The 18645-nt window shown below is 57.4% G+C and carries 16 protein-coding genes; 8 read left to right on the top strand and 8 right to left on the bottom strand.

Annotation, left to right across the window (positions count from 1 at the left end; genetic code table 11):
- Positions 1-202: 202 nt before the first annotated feature.
- Entirely contained in the window at positions 203-964 is a 762-nt protein-coding gene (locus tag ACQ4N7_RS07480; protein WP_430710989.1) for a metallophosphoesterase, read from the bottom strand.
- 216 nt (positions 965-1180) lie between these two features.
- On the opposite strand from ACQ4N7_RS07480, the gene ACQ4N7_RS07475 reads away from it, so the two are divergent.
- Entirely contained in the window at positions 1181-1558 is a 378-nt protein-coding gene (locus ACQ4N7_RS07475; RefSeq protein ID WP_430710988.1) for a hypothetical protein, read from the top strand.
- A gap of 153 nt (positions 1559-1711) precedes the next feature.
- Here ACQ4N7_RS07475 and argC read toward each other — a convergent pair whose 3' ends face one another.
- A complete protein-coding gene (gene argC, locus ACQ4N7_RS07470) occupies positions 1712-2776 on the bottom strand; it encodes an N-acetyl-gamma-glutamyl-phosphate reductase (RefSeq protein ID WP_430710987.1) in 1065 nt (354 codons plus the stop codon).
- A 284-nt stretch (positions 2777-3060) separates the two neighbouring features.
- Between argC and ribBA the strand changes: the two genes are divergently transcribed.
- The 5 genes from ribBA to ACQ4N7_RS07445 all read left to right on the top strand — a co-directional run bounded on the left by ribBA (position 3061) and on the right by ACQ4N7_RS07445 (position 7350).
- Positions 3061-4788: a bifunctional 3,4-dihydroxy-2-butanone-4-phosphate synthase/GTP cyclohydrolase II gene (gene ribBA, locus ACQ4N7_RS07465; RefSeq protein WP_430711095.1), complete on the top strand. Its 1728-nt coding sequence runs from the start codon at positions 3061-3063 to the stop codon at positions 4786-4788.
- A 57-nt stretch (positions 4789-4845) separates the two neighbouring features.
- Positions 4846-6477 (top strand): DUF4041 domain-containing protein, encoded by a 1632-nt coding sequence (locus ACQ4N7_RS07460; RefSeq protein WP_430710986.1) that lies wholly within the window; start codon positions 4846-4848, stop codon positions 6475-6477.
- A 104-nt stretch (positions 6478-6581) separates the two neighbouring features.
- Positions 6582-6836 carry a ribbon-helix-helix domain-containing protein gene (locus ACQ4N7_RS07455; protein WP_430710985.1) on the top strand — a complete coding sequence of 85 codons (255 nt, stop codon included), beginning with the start codon at positions 6582-6584 and terminating at the stop codon, positions 6834-6836.
- Positions 6837-6889: 53 nt separating this feature from the next.
- A complete protein-coding gene (locus ACQ4N7_RS07450) occupies positions 6890-7090 on the top strand; it encodes a hypothetical protein (protein ID WP_430710984.1) in 201 nt (66 codons plus the stop codon).
- Positions 7090-7350 carry a hypothetical protein gene (locus ACQ4N7_RS07445; RefSeq protein ID WP_430710983.1) on the top strand — a complete coding sequence of 87 codons (261 nt, stop codon included), beginning with the start codon at positions 7090-7092 and terminating at the stop codon, positions 7348-7350. The genes ACQ4N7_RS07450 and ACQ4N7_RS07445 overlap by 1 nt, the downstream gene beginning before the upstream one ends.
- Positions 7351-7405: 55 nt before the next feature.
- Here ACQ4N7_RS07445 and ACQ4N7_RS07440 read toward each other — a convergent pair whose 3' ends face one another.
- The 4 genes from ACQ4N7_RS07440 to ACQ4N7_RS07425 all read right to left on the bottom strand — a co-directional run bounded on the left by ACQ4N7_RS07440 (position 7406) and on the right by ACQ4N7_RS07425 (position 13028).
- On the bottom strand, positions 7406-7984 hold the full coding sequence (locus ACQ4N7_RS07440) for a hypothetical protein (protein ID WP_430710982.1): 579 nt from the start codon (positions 7982-7984) through the stop codon (positions 7406-7408).
- Between the two features lie 111 nt (positions 7985-8095).
- Positions 8096-10759 (bottom strand): DUF3536 domain-containing protein, encoded by a 2664-nt coding sequence (locus ACQ4N7_RS07435; RefSeq protein WP_430710981.1) that lies wholly within the window; start codon positions 10757-10759, stop codon positions 8096-8098.
- A 455-nt stretch (positions 10760-11214) separates the two neighbouring features.
- Positions 11215-12585, bottom strand: coding sequence for a sensor histidine kinase (locus ACQ4N7_RS07430; RefSeq protein WP_430710980.1), 1371 nt, complete (start codon positions 12583-12585; stop codon positions 11215-11217).
- A gap of 155 nt (positions 12586-12740) precedes the next feature.
- Positions 12741-13028, bottom strand: a complete 288-nt coding sequence (locus ACQ4N7_RS07425; RefSeq protein ID WP_430710979.1) for a nucleotidyltransferase domain-containing protein — start codon at positions 13026-13028, stop codon at positions 12741-12743.
- Between the two features lie 189 nt (positions 13029-13217).
- Between ACQ4N7_RS07425 and hpsL the strand changes: the two genes are divergently transcribed.
- Together hpsL and ACQ4N7_RS07415 are read left to right on the top strand one after the other, a co-directional pair.
- Positions 13218-14906: a hormogonium polysaccharide biosynthesis protein HpsL gene (hpsL, locus tag ACQ4N7_RS07420; protein ID WP_430710978.1), complete on the top strand. Its 1689-nt coding sequence runs from the start codon at positions 13218-13220 to the stop codon at positions 14904-14906.
- A gap of 446 nt (positions 14907-15352) precedes the next feature.
- On the top strand, positions 15353-15718 hold the full coding sequence (locus ACQ4N7_RS07415; RefSeq protein WP_430710977.1) for a hypothetical protein: 366 nt from the start codon (positions 15353-15355) through the stop codon (positions 15716-15718).
- A 170-nt stretch (positions 15719-15888) separates the two neighbouring features.
- On the opposite strand, the gene ACQ4N7_RS07410 is transcribed toward ACQ4N7_RS07415, so the two are convergent.
- Positions 15889-17172, bottom strand: a complete 1284-nt coding sequence (locus ACQ4N7_RS07410) for an ABC transporter substrate-binding protein (RefSeq protein WP_430710976.1) — start codon at positions 17170-17172, stop codon at positions 15889-15891.
- 264 nt (positions 17173-17436) lie between these two features.
- Positions 17437-18645 (bottom strand): formate-dependent phosphoribosylglycinamide formyltransferase, encoded by a 1209-nt coding sequence (gene purT, locus ACQ4N7_RS07405; RefSeq protein WP_430710975.1) that lies wholly within the window; start codon positions 18643-18645, stop codon positions 17437-17439.

The following is an 18645-nucleotide window of genomic DNA, read 5'->3' as shown; positions in this document are numbered from 1 at the left end:
ATGCTTGAAATGGCCCTCCTCACGGTGCATTGCTGCGCGAATGCACCCTGCAAGATTCCTTAGAAGAGTGGATCATCCTTGGATTACGGCTAGGGCATAGGTTGCCCGTAGCATAAGTTAATTGGTGCATTGCTTCGCGAATGCACCCTACGATAATCTGCGAGAGTTTAAAAGACCTGTGCTTGTCTTTAACTAGGCTCCCCTAGTACGCGGCGCGGGTGGCCATGTCGCGGGGGCGTTTTTTAATCAGCGTGGGGTCGAGGTAGGTAATGGCTTCGGCGCACGATCGCACCCGTTCGATCGGCTCAAACACATTCACCTGGTAGACGATCTGGTTATCCCAGTCGAGGGCGGTAAGCCAGCCGCTGCGGGGATGATAGACGCCGGTATCGATATCGACCCAGCCGCGCCCCGCAACAATTTGGCCGGGGTCTACGCCGGGAAATGTGAAAGTGATAGTGTGGCCTGTGATGATCAGCTTGTCGGAGAAGAAGGGCGTCAGGCTGCTGTGGAAGGTTTCGCGAATCCAGCACATTTCGTAGCTGCTCTGCTCGGCGATGGGCAGCATGGGGTTGACCCCAGCATGGACCAGCCACAGATCGCCTAAGTCAATATAGAGGGGCAGCTGACGCAGCCATTCGAGGTGGTCTTCGAGGGTGGCGGCAGAGCCGTGATAGCTGGTAAGGGTGGCCTGACCGCCGCTGAAGATCCAGCCCTGGAGGGTGGGTGGGTTAATTTTGCCGTCGACAAAAGTATCGAGAATGAGCTGCTCGTGGTTGCCCCGTACGCAGTTGGTGGCGTGGCGACGAATGAAGTCGACCACATCGGCGCTCTTGGGGCCGCGATCGATTAAGTCGCCAACGCAGTAAATTTCATCATCAGCCTCGGGGGCGATCGCATCCCACAGCCGCTGCAGGCCGTCGAAGTGACCGTGAATATCGCCAATAAAAATTCTTCGGGGCATGAGGCAGGGACTCCGTTAGTTTTATTATGCCTTAACCCCAAACTCGACTATCAATTTTCCGTAATGCTCATATGGATGAAGGCTGGCTGAAGATATACCCTAGGGGCGATCGCAAGCGATATCCTCCTTTAAAGGAAAACGCCTACATTAAGCACTCGATCGGGTTTATTCTCATTGTTCTCAGGCATAATAAAGGCCAGCTAGAGCACCTACCCTATGAGTCGTTCGCCTTCTCGCCGCCCGCTGCCAACGTCTTCTTCCAAGCGCATACCAGTTCGGCGGCAGCGACGGGCTGACCCTCTGCGGCGGCTAGCTCGTCACACCGTTGCTTTAGAGCTGAGTGCGCGGCTGGGGGTCAATGTATTGGTGCTTTCGGTGGCAGCCGTATCGCTGGGGCGGCTGGTACCTTACCTGCAAACCCAGGTGCAGCAGCTTGAGATTGCCCGCACTGAACTAGCGGAGGCAGAAGCTGCCAATACCCGTCTACGGGCTGATTTTGACCGCTACTTTGATCCGGCCCAGGCAGGGCGGGTGATTCAAGAACAAACGGGCTACCGCAGCCGTTCAGAACGCCAGGTTGTTTGGACAGACTGAGGAGAATGGGCGAGTAGGTGAGTGAGCGGGTGGATGAGGGGGTTGGACCTGACTGCCGGTACGGTTTCTCGGCGCTGATGACTTGAATCTGCAGATTTATCTAGCGTCGTCCACAGACCTACCCGCCTACCCGCCTACCCACCTACAGATTCGCTACGGATAGAAGGTCGTCGTAGGCAATCCCAGCCCTTCCTCCAGCCCCATCATCAGGTTGAAGCACTGCACCGCCTGAGAGGCCTGGCCTTTCATTAAGTTGTCGATCGCAGACATAACAATTACCCGCCCGGTGCGGGGGTCGGTTTCGAGGCCGATGTAGCAGCGGTTGGTGCCCCAGGCCCATTTGGTTTGGGGGTAAGTGCCGTTGGGCAGTACCGTCACCCAGGGGGAGGCGCGGTAGAAGGCACTGTAGATAGTGAGCAGATCGTCGCGCACCAGGCCTGGGTCGCGCAGGGTGGCGTAGATGGTAGCCAAAATACCTCGCACCATGGGGATCAGGTGGGGCGTAAACTGCACCGTGACTTCGTGTCGGGCCAGGTGAGTGCAAATTTGCTCGATCTCAGGGGTGTGGCGGTGGCGAGCAACGCCGTAGGCTCCTAAGGAGTTGCTGGCTTCCGCTAAGAGCATATTGGTTTTGGCCACCCGCCCGCCGCCAGAGGTGCCCGATTTAGCATCGATGATCAGGCTCTCGGGCTGGGCCAGCCCCTGCTTGAGCAGGGGAGCGATGCCGAGCAGGCTGGCGGTGGGGTAGCAGCCGGGGCAGCCCACTAGCCGGGCATCCCGAATGCGATCGCGGAACAGCTCGGGCAGCCCATAGACCGCTTCGGCGGCGGTGACCTGATCGCTGCGCTCGCCGCCATACCAGGCCTGGTAGGTATTCAAATTCTCAAAGCGGTAGTCGGCAGATAGATCGAGCACCTTGCAGCCCCGCTCCAGCAGGGTGGGGGTCATGGTGTGGGCCAACCCGTTAGGCAGCGAGAGAAATACGGCCTGACAGCGCTGGGCGATCGCGCTCAAGTCCACAGCTTCTACCGTCAAATTGACTGAGTCGGCCAGGTGAGGATAAATATCGGTGTAGGGCTGCCCGGCGCTGCTGTCGCCGCCCAAATACACCAGCTCTACCTTAGGGTGCTGGGTCAGCAGTCGTACCAGCTGTACCCCTCCGTAACCCGATGCCCCGACAATGCCGACTGTAATTTTTTCTGTCTGTGACTCGCTCATGGTTCTAGGGTTGGCTAGTGGCCGGGTAGGAAGAGGTGGGGCAGTGGCTAACGGTGTCAGCATCGCCCCTTTAAATAAGCACTGTAATAGTAAACCAGTAATCTCAGATCAACATGGTGGCTTGAGATGCTGTGGACAGCATTGTTCAATTGCCCCAAGAATTGCTCTGTTCTAGCCTTGGGTGCGATCGCCTGCCAGTGAAGCGTAAGCGGTAAAGCTAGAATTTTAAGAGTGAACGTACTTTATTAAAGGCTAGCCCCACCGTGCTTGACTCAACCTCGGAGATGCCCGAAGCCGTAAGCCAGCCCACCCCCGAATTTCAGTTTGACTCGATTGAGTCGGCCCTCCACGATTTGGCCGCCGGGAAGTCGATTGTCGTGGTTGACGATGAGAACCGCGAAAACGAAGGCGATGTGATCTGCGCGGCTCAGTTTGCCACCCCCGACATCATCAACTTTATGGCGGTGGAAGCGCGGGGTCTAATTTGCCTGGCCATGACCGGAGAACGGCTCGATCAGCTCGATCTGCCGCTGATGGTCAGCCCCAGCGCCTTTGAGGACGAAAACGAGCAGACCGCCTTCACCGTCAGCATCGACGCCGCTCTGAGCTGGGGTGTCACCACCGGCATCTCCGCCGACGATCGCGCTCGCACCATTCAGGTCGCCATCAACCCCAACGCTCGTCCCACCGATCTGCGCCGACCGGGGCACATTTTTCCGCTGCGGGCCAAGGACGGCGGCGTGCTGAAGCGAGCGGGCCACACCGAAGCCGGAGTTGACCTGGCCCGATTAGCTGGCCTGTACCCCGCTGGCGTGATCTGCGAAATTCAAAACCCCGACGGCTCAATGGCGCGGCTGCCCGAACTGGTCGACTACGCCAAAACCTTTGGCCTCAAGCTAATCAGCATTGCTGACTTGATCAGCTACCGGCTGCAGCACGAGCGCTTTGTGCAGCGCGAGGCTGTCGCCACCATGCCCACTCAGTTTGGCGACTTCGCCATCTACGCCTACCGCAACCTGCTCGATGGCTCTGAGCATGTGGCCATGGTCAAGGGCGACCCCGCCACCTTTGCCGACCAGCCGGTGATGGTGCGCGTCCACTCCGAATGCTTGACTGGCGACGCTTTTGGCTCGCTGCGCTGCGACTGCCGTATGCAGCTCCAGGCGGCCCTCAAAATGATTGACGCTGCCGGGCGCGGCGTCGTAGTCTACCTGCGCCAGGAGGGTCGCGGCATTGGCCTGGTCAACAAGCTCAAAGCCTACTCGCTGCAAGACATGGGCCTCGACACGGTAGAAGCCAACGAAAAGCTGGGCCTGCCGGTCGACCAGCGCAACTACGGTGTAGGGGCACAAATTCTCAACGACATTGGCGTTAAGCAGTTTTGCCTGATTACCAACAACCCGCGCAAAATCGCGGGCATCAAGGGCTACGGTCTGGAGATGGTGAATCGGGTGCCGCTAATCATCGAAGCAACCCCCTACAACTCGGGCTACCTGGCCACCAAGGCCCAAAAGCTGGGCCACCTGCTGATGCACACCTACCTGGTCACGGTGGCGATTCACTGGCGCAGCGGCAATCTGACCGTGCAGGACCGCTACCAAAAGCTAGAACAACTGCGCGGTCTGGCCCAGTCGCTGGGGCTGATGCTGCAAGAAGAAGCTCGCCCGGTAGCAGCGGCCCTGTTTAGCCAGCCCGATGTGATCGTGAATTTGGGCCTGGAAGGGGTAACAGAAGCGGGGGCCGATACCTGGTATCACGATTGCAATGAGCCGAAAATGAAAGCGATCGCCACCCTGCTCGACAAACTCGCCGCATGGCCCGACATTGACCAGCTAGCGTTCCTGATCTCCGGCGGCAGCGACCCCTTCAGCGGCTTACAGGTCAAACTCGATCGCCAGGTGTTCCAGCGCGATGGATTATCCACTGTCGAAACCGTTAAACCCTCCGACCTCTGCGGCAGCCTAGAGAGCCAGCGCATTTATGTCTTCTCTAGCCACATTCCTACAGATTGATAACGCACCAGTGTTAGGGCATCTATGAGATATCGTAACCAGCTAATGAGTTAGTTTATGCAAGGAATTATTGCTCTGCTTATTGGCGGATCTGGGGGACTACTCATCTGGGCACTAGTAGCGCAGAGAAAGGTAGTTGAGCTCCGGAAAGAGTTTGGCATTGTAGTCGACGCTCAGCAAAAAGCAGAAAGCATTCGTCAAGCTTCTAAGAAGCTTGAGAATGAAAGCAAGAAGACCGCTAACGCAATCATTGCTGGTGCCCAGAAGGAAGCCGAAAAAATTCGCCAATCTGCAAAGAAGTTTGAAGATTTAAGCAAGAACAATGCCCGCACAATCATAGGTGAGGCCAAGCAAAAGTCAGAAAAAATCAATCAAGCTTCTAGGAAACTTGAGAACGAAAGCAAGAAGACTGCCAATGCAATCATCTCAAGGGGAAAATTAGAAGTCAAAGAACTCGAAATAAGAGCAAATAAAGTCAAGCAGCACATAAATTCTTTGGAGAGCAAGAAAAAAGAGACTCAACATGAACTAGATGCTATAAATGAGGCGATTGCTCTCAAGAAGGACGATGTATATCTTTTAGAAGTTGGTTATTTTGAATCCAGACATGAATTTGAAGATATTCCATCATATGAGGCGGCCCTTCGGGACATAAAGGAAGAGCAAAAATTGCAATTACGTGTTGATGGAAGTACAGGTGATAGAGACGCAGCGGCTTTTTGCACCGAGTTGATAAGTTTCAATAATTCCACGGTTCAAGGCCGTGCAATGATTAAGAAAATTCTTAAGCTTATGCTCAGAGCATTTAATGGTGAGTGCGACTCTTTTATTGCGCGTGTAACCTATAAAAATATCCTAACAATGGAGAGGCGTATTGAAGGTAGTTTTAATCAAATAAATAAACTAGGGGGATCTTGGTATTGCCACCTCAGTAGAAGGTATCTAGAAAATCGAGTTAAGGAACTCCAGCTTACCTTCTCATATGAGGAAGCTAAGCAAAAGGAAAGAGAGGAGCAAGCACAGATTCGTGAACAGATGAGGGAAGAGCAACGTGCTCTCCGCGAAATTGAAAGGGCTCGCGAACAAGCTGAGAAAGATGAATCTAAGTACTCTGATATGCTCCAGAAAGCAAGACAGGAGGTGGAACAAGCATCAGAGAAAGACAAGATCAAAATGGCAGAGAAAATTGCCAAACTAGAGGCACTACTAGCAGACGCCGAGGCAAATCGTCAGCGTGCCATAAGTCAGGCACAGATGACCAGATCAGGGTATGTCTATGTCATCAGTAACATTGGAAGCTTTGGTGATAATGTTTACAAGATTGGTATGACTCGTCGATTAGAACCTATGGAACGTGTACGTGAACTTGGTGATGCTTCCGTTCCTTTCCCTTTTGACGTGCATGCATTGATTTTTACTGATGATGCACCATCGTTGGAAAGTGAACTACATCGACGATTCAGTAACCGACGTCTAAATTTGGAAAATCTGAGGAAAGAGTTCTTTCGAGTTTCCATCGAGGAGATTCGTGATGAACTACTTCGTATTCATCACGAAAAGGGACTAGCTACTGCCCTCCACATCACGCTCGCAGCAGAAGCAAAACAATATTATCTTAGTGAAACGAAGCGCAAAGATTTGGAAAGAATATATTCAGGCGAAGAAGCTTCGGGAGAGTCCTTCTTTTAGATTGTCTATTAGGATAACGAAAATAACTAACAGCATTGCCCTCGCTATTGCGGAGAGAAAAAATCAGAAGATGCGAAAGATGGAAATTCAGCCAAGAGGTTTTTATGAGTATCAATCTTACCTCTGACCAAGAGCGGCTTGTCGAAACCAAGCTTCAGTTTGGCGAATATCGCTCTACCGAAGAAGTTTTAGAAATTGCTTCGCAATTATTAGACGAGGACGACCGCTTAGAAGCCGAGTGGGTCGAAGACGTACGGGCAAAAATTGACGCAGCAATTGAAGCCTCTACCCACACACCCTCAGTTAATGGCGAAACGTTTGTAAACGGCATTTTAGAGCGCTTTCGACAGGCGAATTAACCATACATTGAAAGTTTCGTAAACTGTTCAAGGATAGAGAGGGGCAAAAGGTGATGTCTAATTTGGAGCAAATTGAAGCGGCTATCCTTTCGTTGCCATCAAGCGAGTTTGAAAGGCTAAAACTTTGGCTTCTCGATCTAGATTATGACCGCTGGGATGAGCAGCTAGAGCAGGACGTTGCAGATGGCAAATTAGAGGCGCTAGCTCAGGAGGCGATCGCTGAATTTGAATCAGGGCATGGCCGAGAAATCTAATGCACTATGCAACTCGGCGATTTTGGCAATGCTATGATGCTTTACCCGAAAACGTGAAGAGAACAGCTGACGAGTGTTACGAGTTACTTAAAACCGATTCATCTCATCCATCTTTACACTTCAAGAGGTTAGGCAAAAAGTATTGGTCAGTTCGAGCAGGGTTGAACTATCGAGCTTTAGGAGTAGAAGTAGAAAATGGCATTTCCTGGTTTTGGATTGGGACACATGCAGAATATGACAAGTTGATCGGTCGCTTGTAATTTTGCCCAGCAGCTTATTAATTTTTCTGCAATAGTGATTGGGAATCTCGTCAAGTCACCAAGCAGTTGGCTGAAAAGTGTCGTCGTTGGCGATCAAAACCATATCGCCAGTTTGCTTAATTGCAAATAGACCTCGTTGATAGGCATAGCGATCTACCCCTTCATTGACCTCAATGCTTGCCACCGCCCCATAAATTTGATAGTCGCCATAGTGGGGAAACGCCTGCCTAAAGCGATCTAGGCGAGCCAAAAAATCGTCCACATCCTGTCGAGAAAGTCGCGACTTGACTTCGATCGCAACCGCTACATCTCCATCAACCGCAAAAATGTCGATCTCCATCTCTGCGCCAGGGCGCTGCGATCGCATACGACGGGCTGTTTCCTGCACTTGAATGCCCCGCTCCTGAAACAGACGCACCACCGCAGGCTCCACCAGATTTTCGACAAACTGCCCCCAGCGGGTCGTGAGCCCGGCCACCTCTCGACTGGTGTTGGCGGCGATACGACTAGTATTCGCAGAGATTTGCTTCAGCTCCTCCATCTGGCGCTCAGATTCAGCAAAACGACGATCGGCCTCTGCCTGAGAGGCTTGAAATAAAGCATAAATGTCGTCAGTGGTGACGGGTTTAGTCACAGCCTGACTCCTGCTCTAATGCGCTCTTTCCCATTATGCGTTACGGCCTGAAATGCCTAATGCAGCCCTTGCTCAAATGAGAGAAGGACTGCATTGACGTTACTTTCCCAGCTATGCAGGGCGACCGGGATCAAGGTGATCTAACGCCTTCAGCACGGCTCCCACATCCATCGACAGGTATTCGCCGAGGCGGAGGATGTCGTTGACCTGGGCGCGGTTGTCGGGGCCGAGGGCCGTTTTGGAGACAGCGGCCTGCTTGAGCAGGGCGAAGATTTGGCGGTTGAGGTGCTGGTAGTACAGTTCCTGGGGGCGCTCTAGCGAGAGACCCAGGGAGAGCTGCTGGCCCAGGTTGACCAGTCGCCCAAGCCAATCCACATCGGCGGCGAGGGATTCGGTCGGTGCCTGGTTGAGAAGTTGCCACACCGATCGCCCGATCAGACGCTCCAGCATGGGTTTGGCCGCTGCTAGCGACAGCGAGGCGTTGCAGGTGCTGGCTTCGGTGGCGATCGCCTCCAGTTCATTCAAATAATCTTCGCCCTGCCGCAGGGGGCTAATGGTGGGGTCACTGGTTTCGCGTTCCAAAGATTGCAGCACCTCCATCGCCCGGTGGCTGAGGGCAATATCAGCCGCCACTTGCAGCTCTTTGGGCACGGGCAGGCCGTCGCGGTGAAAGGCGCGCAGCACGCCGTAGTTGTCGCGGTAGACCTGGGCGTAGAGCTGGTCAAGGCGCAGCAGGGTGTCTTGGGAGAGCAGGCCCATCATGCGGTGGCGTTCTTCGGCAAACAGGTCTTGTAAACCATAGGTGTGGGGGCCAAAGGCGCTGTTGATGGCGAGAATCACCTGGGCGGCGCTGGCCTGGCTCAGGCTGTCAAAGACGGCGGCTTTGGCGCGGGTATAGGCGAGGCGCGATCGCATCGTCGTAATCCCGCAGTGGAAGTCCCAGCCGCCCAGGTGTACCACGGCAAAGGCCAGACTCAGGCTCTCGCGGGTGATGGTGGAGGTGATTTCGACCTGGCCCACGGCCAGCGACATGGGACCCATGCGCTGGCGGCGGTAGTCGTGCTGCTTGACGGTGTAGCAGTAAACCGTCTGCTCGCGGTGGTAGTCGGTGAAGAGCGACCCCATGGCATAGTGGGCCACCACCTGCTCCAGCGAAATGCGGGAGGGTTTGACCAGCGCTTCGTAGACCCCGGCCCCGGTGGCAAAGTCTTCGATGTTGCTGGGCGCGTGGAGCAGCCGCTTGACAAACTCTGGCTCCAGGGCGATCCCCGCTACTTCTCCAGCTAGCTCGATGGCGCGGGCGGCATAGCGCAGGATCTGGGTGCCCTCGGGGCGCGAGAGTTCTTCAAAGAACCAGCCGCAGCTGGTGTACATGAACAGGGCGTGGCGCTGCATTTCGAGCAGCTGCAGGGCGGAGACCCGCTCTACGGCAGAGAGCTTGTGGGTTTGGTGGGTTTTCAAGAAGGCGTTGAGGCTCTCAGAACTGCGATCGCCCATTACCCCCACGTAGGCATCGCGCGCCGCCCAGGGATCGCGCAGCAGGGCGGCTCCGTGCTCTTCGTATACGGCTGCTAGCTGGTCGCGCAGCCAGTTGAGGCTGTCGCGCAGGGGCCGCCGCCACTGCTGGTTCCAGACGCCACCACCGCCGCAGCCGCAGTCCTCCTGCCAGCGATCGACCCCGTGGGAGCAGCTCCAGGCGGTGACGGGTTTTAGTTCGGCTTCCCAGGTGGGCGGGTGGGTGGCCAGGTAGTGGGCGTAGTTAGTCACCGTCCAGCCCTGGCGGGGAAATTCGTCGGTGACGGCGTAGGCCAGCGCTTTTTCGGCTCCGCTGCGGTGGTGGCCAAAGGTTTCGCCATCGGTGGCTACCGAAATCAGCTGAAAAGGCCGGTGGTCGCCGTGAATGGCCTGGCCGATGCGGCCAACAAAGTGCTGCGACGAACTCAGCACGTCGTTAAAGCCCATATCGCGCGAGATCGGGCCGTCGTAGAAGAAAATATCGATGTGGCGGCTGGGATCGGGAGTCCCATCAGCGTGCTTGAGAAAGCAGCGGTAGGGGCGGCTGGGATCGATCTGGCCGCCGCCCACTTCCTGCCAGGTGTCGCGCTCGCCGTTGTAGCTGACCAGCGGGCGGCAGCGCTGCACCTGCGACGGGGCCAAAATCGTGAACTTGATCCCCTCGGCGTGAAGCACGTCTAGGGTGGGGTAGTCGATCGCGGTTTCGGCCAGCCAAATGCCCTCGGGCTGGCGACCAAAGCGGCGGCGAAAATCTTCAATGCCCCAGCGCACCTGGGTCACTTTGTCGCGCTGGTTGGCCAGGGGCAGAATGATGTGGTTGTAGACCTGGGCGATCGCGTTGCCGTGGCCGCTGAGCCGCTCACAGCTGTTGCGATCGGCATCGAGAATGCGCTGGTAGGTCTCCAGGTCGTAGCGCTCCATCCAGCTCAGCAGGGTGGGGCCGATGTTGAAGCTGATGTACTCAAAGGTGTTGACGATGCGCACCACTTCGCCGCGATCGTTGAGAATGCGGGCAAAGGCGTTGGGCCGATAGCACTCGTAGTGAATGCGCTCGTTCCAGTTGTGGTACGGCGCGGCGCTGGGCTGCTTCTCGATCGCATCCAGGTACGGGTTTTCGCGCGGCGGCTGGTAGAAGTGGCCGTGAACGCAGACAAACACCCCCGTACTGACGGCGGGGATCAGCCCATCGTGGGGGCCGTCATAGGAAGCCTGGGCCGCAGAACCAGCCTGCAACGCCGAATGCTGGAGTGAATCAGCCATAGGAAAGTGAAGGTGAGTGAGGAATTGAACATTGAACCAGGCAGCCAGCTTTAACTCAGCTGTGCCGCCACCAGGAATCAGGTTTTAGAAAAACTTAGGGCCGGGGATCAAAGCCCTGAGGGCGACTCGGCAGATTGGTTAGGTTCAAAAGAGACAGCGAACCTGCTTCGGGGATCACCTGAAAATGGGAAGTACAGCTGGGGCAGCACGGAGAAGTAGGGGGCTATTTCGCAACGGAGACTCGTTCTGAGTGGGTTACAAACCCTTTGCGAGTCACGGCGATCAGCGTAGCTTCCACCAGGTGTAAACATCTCTGCTGATTTTAACTCTCTTTTGCGAAACAAGCAGGAGCCTGTAACCTCCGTTGATGTTTCGCAACAGCCCCCACCCTTCGACTCCGCTCAGGGACCGTCACCCATCCACCCACCTACCCATCCCCCCATCCCCCCATCCACTCACTCACCCCCCCAAGGCAACACCACCGTCACCGTAGTGCCCTCGCCCCGCTGGCTCTCCAAATGAATGTGGCCCCGGTGGGTTTCGACAATCACCCTGGCGATCGCCAGCCCCAGCCCGGTCCCCTGCTCGCCGCTGCGCAGCCGCGACGGATCGGCCCGGTAGAAGCGATCGAAGGCGTGGGCCACAGCCTCCTCATCCATCCCGATGCCCGTGTCGGTGACGGTGACCTGCACCCCCGGCTGTCCCTGGTGCTTGGCGGGCTTGACCTGCACCGTCACGGTGCCGCCCTCGGGGGTATACTGCACCGCATTGCTGATCAGGTTGGTAAACAGCCGGGTCAGCTGGCTGGGATCGCCCAAAATCGTGGAGCTGGCAGTAGGAGCCGCTAACAGGCGTGGGGCACCCAGGCGTTGTTTCCCTGCGCCCTCTGGCGACACCTCAATTCGCAGGGCTATCTGCCGCTCGGTCGCCATTACCTGTTGCTCCTCCACCACATCTTCCAGCAGCCCCTCCAGGCTGAGCGAAGCCGGGGTGAGGGCAATCAGGCCGCTCTCCTGGCGGGCCAAAAACAGCAGATCGTCTACCAGTCGCCCCAGCCGCCGGGTCAGCCGCTCAATCACCTGAAACTGCTGCTGCTGAATTTCGACATCGGGGTCAGGATCTGACAGCGCTACCTGGGCGTTGGTTTGAATGACGGCGATCGGGTTGCGCAGCTCGTGGGAGGCATCGGCAGTAAACTGCTTCAGCTGCTGGTAGGAGTCGCGCACGGGGGCGATCGCGATCCCCGACAGCAGCCAGCCAATCGCCGCCACCGCCCCCACCATCAGGCTGGTGCCCAGGGCCAAGTCCACGATCAAGCGGCGACTGGGCTTAGTCACCTCAAACCAGGGGTGGCTGACCCGCAGGTAGCCCAGCACCTGGCCATTGGCCTGCACCCGCTCGGTAATCTGGCGAAAGAAGGTATCCAGCCCCACCTGCACCGTTTCCCCAGCGGGGTTTACGTGCAGGGGCACGGGCTGGAGGTCGGTAAAGGTAGACCACAGCAGTTGCCCATCGGGGCCAAACCACTCCAGGTCTATGTGGTCGTCTTCGACGGCGCGGGCGTTGTCGCGAAAGCTGGCCTCGACGTTGACTCGCAGGGGTGAACGACTGGCCTTGACGGTGGCGAATAGGTGATCCCCGGCGGTATCGGGTTCGATCACCAGCGATCGCTCCACAATTTCCACGACGTGGTCGAGGGTGTCATCCACCCGCTCGACTAGGGTAGTGCGTACGTAGAGGTAAAAGCCGCTGGCAAACAGCAGCAGCAGCACCGCCGTCACCGCCGTATACCAGAGCGCAAGCCGCCGCCGAGTCGCCTGAAACATAGATCTCTAAGGCAATTTTTGGGTGACGAAATTCAAAATTGATTCGGCCATTTCTATAGCCTGTTGGGCATCTTCTTCAGGTTCGAGGGTGTCCGAGGGATATCGAAATTCTGTGGCGTATGATCAGCCATTTCTCGACCTCCGCTTGCTTAGCATCAGCCATACAGAACTTTTCCCCGTCGAAGAGCCTGACAAACCAAAGAACTAACTACAGTCTTTTGGCGCTCAACCTCTTCACGAGTCATCACCAAAATATCTTTAGGAATCCCTAGCCCTCGCAGCGTTTTGTAGGCAACTCGTGCCCGTCGATAGCGCGGTTCATCTGACTGCGAGACGATGACCAGCAGGTCGATGTCACTATCCTCATTGGGTTCGCCATAGGCGTAGGAGCCAAACAAAATGATTTGCTCTGGCTCGAGGGCAGATACCAGACGCTGAGTCATTTGTTTGAGTAGATCAGCCGTTAACTGCTGCATGTAATTCACCCATGTATCTAAGAGAGCCGCAGGTTTTTCAGCCTGTCAGCGATCGCCTCTGCTGCAATGTTTCAATCCTAAACCAAGCGCAGGTTGAATCTCCCATACAACCGCTCAAAGCGGCTACCCTGGCAATGGCCCCCATGCGATCGTGCTGTGGTAGACATTCCCAAATCTCAGGCGAAGGCGACTCGAGTCCGGCGGCGCGGCAAAGGCAAAGAGGACGCGGCAGACCAAGCGCCTCCTCTCACGCGCAAAGAAGAGCGGGCCCAGAAGCGCCAGGCCCAAAAGGCGCGTAAGGCCTTAATTCAGTACCTGTCGGCCACCTTGTTTGCCGCTGGGCTGATCGGAGTGCTACTGGCGCTGCTGGGGGAACCGAAGCTGGGGCTGGCGGCGGTGGTGGCGATCGCCTGTCTGGCTCTCTCCTTCAAGTATCCGCGCCAGGCCATCTACGGGCTGATTATCTACGTGCCCTTTGGCGGTACCGTGGTCTATGCCCTGGGGGGCAGCGGCATCTTGCAGTTGGCTAAAGATGCGATCTACATTCCGGCGCTGATTGGGGTGATTCAGTTTTGCCGCCGTACCCGGCAGCCGCTGATTATTCCTCAACTGATCAAAATGCCGCTGCTGGCCCTGCTGGCGCTGAGCGGGCTGACCCTGCTGGTGGTGAACGGCGGGCAGCAGCTCGATGCGGCGGGGGGCGAGGTGCCCATTTTGATCGGCGTGCTGGGGCTAAAGGTGCTGATCGGCTACGTGCTGATTATTCCTTGTATTTACTATCTGCTGCGCGATCGCGAAGACGTGTACTTTTTGCTGCGCCTGCAGGTGGTGCTGATTTTGGTCTGCTGCGGCCTCGGGTTTATGCAGTTTCTCATGCTCAAAACGGGCATATGCCCCGGCACTGTCGGCGAGGGCGAAGACCTGTTTAAGGCCTCGCTGCAGGCTCGCTGCTTTGTTGGTGGGTCGCTGCTGTATGCGCCCTCTCAGGGGCAAATTCGGCTGCCGGGCACGTTTAATGCGCCCTGGCAGTGGGGCTGGTTTTTGATCTCCAGCGGCTTCTTTGCCTTTGGCACGGCGTTTAGCGATCGCAGCCCAATCTGGCGCATCGTCGGCCTGGCCTCGCTGGCGGCGGTGGGGGTCATGGCGGTGGTGTCGGGGCAGCGCATTGCCCTCGCCCTGGTGCCAGTCACAATTGTAGGGCTGCTAATTCTCACCGGGCAGGTGGTTAACCTGAAGCGATTTCTGCCGGTGGGTATCGGGCTCGCCCTGGTGCTGACGGTGTTTATGGCTCAAAACCCAGTGGTGGTAAGCGAGCGACTGGCCAGCTTTCAAAGCCGCTGGGCTGCCTCGCCGCCCCACGAATTTGTGGTGCAGCAGTTTGCCTGGGCGCAAAAGCAGCAGCAGGGCATTTTGGGCCGGGGAGTGGGTCGCGCTACCAACGCTGCCCGTATTTTTGGCAAAACCGAGCTGGTCGAAACCTATCATCCCAAACTGCTCTACGAAATTGGCCCCCTGGGGCTGCTGGCCACCCTGGCGGTGTACCTGACGCTGACGGTAGCCACCTTCAAAGCCTACCGCTCGATTAAGGATCCAAATCTGCGCGGCTATGGGGCCTCAATGTGGGTGTTTGTGCTGTTTATCAGCGTCTTTCCCTACTACTATCCGCTGGATGTGGATCCGGTGAATGTGTATTACTGGCTGGCGGCGGGCATTGTGCTGAAGCTGCCGGAGATTGACCAGCGCGAGCGCCTGCAGCAGCGCCTAGACGAAGCCAGCCGCCGTCGCAAGCTCACCCCCCGCGAGAAAAAGCAGCTGCAAAAGCAGGAAACGGTCGTCTTTGAGTAGCCGTTGAGACTGGAGAATGGCCGGATATTGGGCCAGATAGTCTGACTTGTGGTGGGCTAAACGGGGCGATCGAACTTTATTTCTCCAGGTTTCATCCTGAATACTCGGTGTTCCGAGAAAATGAATTGGCGCTTCGAGAAAAACACTTGGTGCTTCGAGAAAATGACTCGGGACCCCACGAAAATTACTCGGGATTCCGAGAAAAAAGCTTGATGCTTCGAGAAAATTACTTGGGACTGCGAGAAAATTACTCGCAAGTTGGCGTAAACGACTCGGCCATTGGATCAAATTGCTGGGCACCCGCCCCGGTGAGCATAGCGATCGCCAATATCAGCACAATTGCCGCGCTGAGCTACGGCGCTGTCTTGAGGAAAAACTCGGCGATAGTACGCTTGAACTTTGTGCGCTATACTGCCTTCGTTGAAGGTTGTTTGGGAGACAGGGCAATGGCTCAGGAAAAGAATGGGGCAACGGCAGTGGCCGAAGCGGACGAGGTGACAGGGTCGGATGCAGTCGTGTCAGAGGATATCGAATCTGTCGATGCAGACCAGATTGACGATCTGTTCAAAGACCTCAAGACCCTGCTCAGCACGGTCGAAAAGCTGCAAAAGGCCCGCCAGGATGTGGGCGACATCAAACCCCTGATTCTGCGCCTGCTCGACGGCGAACTGCTCTCCGGTGACGAACTGGAAGAACTGCGCGGCGGCATCGGTGGCCTATCCAAAATTCTCAAGCTCTACAACGATTACCAATCGGCCCTGGAGCGCGCCCAGCCCGCCCGCACCATCCTCGATCAGCTTCTAAAAGCGTAATTACCCCGTAGGGTGCCATTAGGCGGCCAATAGCCCATGCTATTTACAGCTCAGCCCTGGCTCCGCCGTAATGCACCGCTCACGGTAGGGAGAAGCTTTCTGTTTGAGGTGCCCTAGTGGTGCATCGCTGCGCGGATGCACCCTACAACCGTGAAGATGCAGGACTTTTGCTACCGACTGTTCCAGGCCGCAGCCGCATCGCTAACGGCCTCATCAACGGTTTTCTGACCCAGCATCGATGCCTGAAGGTTGTCGTAAATGATCGCCTGAAGTTCCTTGATGCCGTCCATGGCTGGAATCAGCACCTCGGCCTGGTTCATCTGCTCGGCACTGATCGATCGCGCCTTTTCTACACCCTTAGTGCCCTCGGCGGCAAAGTAGCCATCCTCCAGCGCCCCCGTCGTCGAGGGCAGCACGTTGGCCGCTTTAGCAAAGGCCAGCTGGTTGGCATCGTTGGTGACGTACAGGGCAAAATCGATCGCCGCATCGGGCACGTCGGTACTGGCCGGTATCACTACATTCATCACCGCGACGTTGGTTTTGCCGGTGTCGCCCGTAATTTGGGGGCCGCTGCCGGTGACGGCGGCAATATCCGGCGCGTTGGCCTCAATGGTGGGGAAGAATTCGGCCCCGGTCGAGAGCAGCGCCACTTCGCCCGCCTGGTAGAGGTCGATCGCCCGACGATGTCCCTGGGTCAGTACCTCCTGAGGCAGCAGTTCTTGCTGGTAGAGGTCGGTCCAGTACTGAAAGACGGCGCGCCCTTCGGGAGTATCAAAGGCGGCCTGACCCTGGTCATCCACCAGCTCGACCCCCATCTGCACGAAAGATTGCAGCACGTCGGCAGAGTCTTCAGGAACGAAGGTGGTGAAGTAGGCGTACTTGCCGGTTTTGTCTTTGACCTGGCGGGCCACCTCGGCCAGTTCGGCGTAGGTGGTGGGCGGCTCAACCCCAGCGGCGGCGAGCAGCTCCTGGTTGTGCAGGGTGACGTTGGTGGTCAGGTACCAGGGAATGCCAAAGCTCTGGCCGTTGAGGGTGTTGGCCTCCCAGATGTTGGGCAGGTAGACCTGCTTGGCCTCGGCGGGCACTTTGTCATCCAGGGGCATCCAGGCGTTGCGACTGGCGAGCTGGGCGGCAAAGTCGGGGTTGAGGTTGACCACATCGGGGGCGGTACCAGCGGTGACGGCGGTGAGAATTTTGCTCTGCATGTCGGCCCAGGGCACATCGACCCAGCGCACGGTGATGCCGGGGTTTTGGGCTTCGTAGTCGGCAATTAGCCCGTTGAAATAGTCGGTAAAGTCAGGCTGGAGCTGCATCGTCCAGAACTCGACCTCCTGAGCGCCACCCTCGGCGGGGGCGGTAGCCGTGGGCTGTCCGCTGCCGCAGGCGACCAACCAGCTCATCATCAACCCCAGCAGGGCAAACAGACCAAAGCGGGCAGAAGGACGTAGTCTCATGAAATTTCCAGGGATAGGGCTACCGCAGTACAGTCAACCTCGCTCAACCACGCGCTTAGGGCGCTGACGAGCTAATTTGCTGCAAACGTCTATTCGGTTAGGGCAGGTTCAACGCAGGGGCATTGCACTGCAATGCCCCTACAGAGATTTCGCCAGTCAAAGGGGCCTAACTCAATCGACGGCTGCCATACGGTTGTTTATTTTCCCTTAAACTGGGCGGCATTGGTGGATCTACATGACCAATTCAGCAACTAATTTGTTCGTCTAGAGGATGACCTGTACGGCGCTGGCGCTGGCGATCGCCCGCTCTTTAGCTTCCTCCACCGTATCCCCCAGGGCCAGCGCTACCCCCATGCGGCGGTTGGGGTGGGCGACGGGTTTGCCAAACAGCCGCACCTTGCTGGTGGGTACCTGAAGGGCTTGGTCCAGGCCGGAGTACTGGGGATGGTCGCTGTGGCCAGCCGCCAAAATTACCGCCGAGGCCCCCGGCTGCACCAGGGTAATCTCGCCGATGGGCAGGCCCGCGATCGCCCGTACGTGCAGCTCAAACTCCGACTGGTGCTGGCTCACCATTGTCACCATGCCGGTGTCGTGGGGGCGGGGGCTGACCTCGCTAAAGTAGACGGTCTGGGCCTGATCGGGTGCGCCTGCAATAAACAGTTCCACCCCAAACAGGCCCCAACCGCCGAGGGCATCGGTGACCGCTTTGGCCATCGCCTGGCAGGCGGCTAAGGTGTCGGGGTGCAGGGCGCAGGGCTGCCACGACTCGCGGTAGTCGCCCGCCTCCTGGCGGTGGCCGATGGGGGGGCAAAAGTGGGTGCCGTCGCTCGCTCGCACGGTCAGCAGGGTGATCTCGGTATCGAAGGGCACAAAGCCCTCGACAATGACGCGATCGCCCTTGCCCCGGCCCGCCTCCCCGGCATACTTCCAGGCGGGCAGCACCTCAGATTCTTGGCGCACAGTGCTCTGGCCCTTGCCCGATGAGCTCATAATCGGCTTCACCACGCAGGGCAGGCCGATCGCCGCGATCGCCTCCAGATACTCCGCCTCCGTGCCAGCAAAGCGAAAGGGCGAGGTCTTGAGGCCCAATTCTGCCGCCGCCAGCTTCCGTATGCCCTCGCGGTTCATGGTCAGCTGGGTGGCCCGCGCGGTGGGGATGACCCGCCAGCCCTCGGCTTCTAGCGCGATCAGGGTATCGGTGGCGATCGCCTCCACCTCCGGCACAATCAGCCCCGGCTGCTCCTGCTCCACCACCTGCCGCAGGGCCGCGCCATCCAGCATGTCAATCACGTGGCGGCGGTGGGCCACCGCCATCGCGGGGGCGTGGTCGTAGCGATCGACGGCAATTACTTCTAAACCCAGCCGCACGGCCTCCAGCGCTACCTCGCGGCCCAGTTCACCCGACCCCAGCAGCAGCAGCCGTTGGGCGTTTTTAGTGAGCGGCGTGCCCAGGGGCAGTAGGGGGGCGGTCAT

The sequence above is a fragment of the Nodosilinea sp. AN01ver1 genome (assembly GCF_050565655.1).
Taxonomy (GTDB): domain Bacteria; phylum Cyanobacteriota; class Cyanobacteriia; order Phormidesmidales; family Phormidesmidaceae; genus Nodosilinea.
Note: the sequence above shows the minus strand (reverse complement) of the source record. Positions and strands in the feature narration are given on the sequence as shown.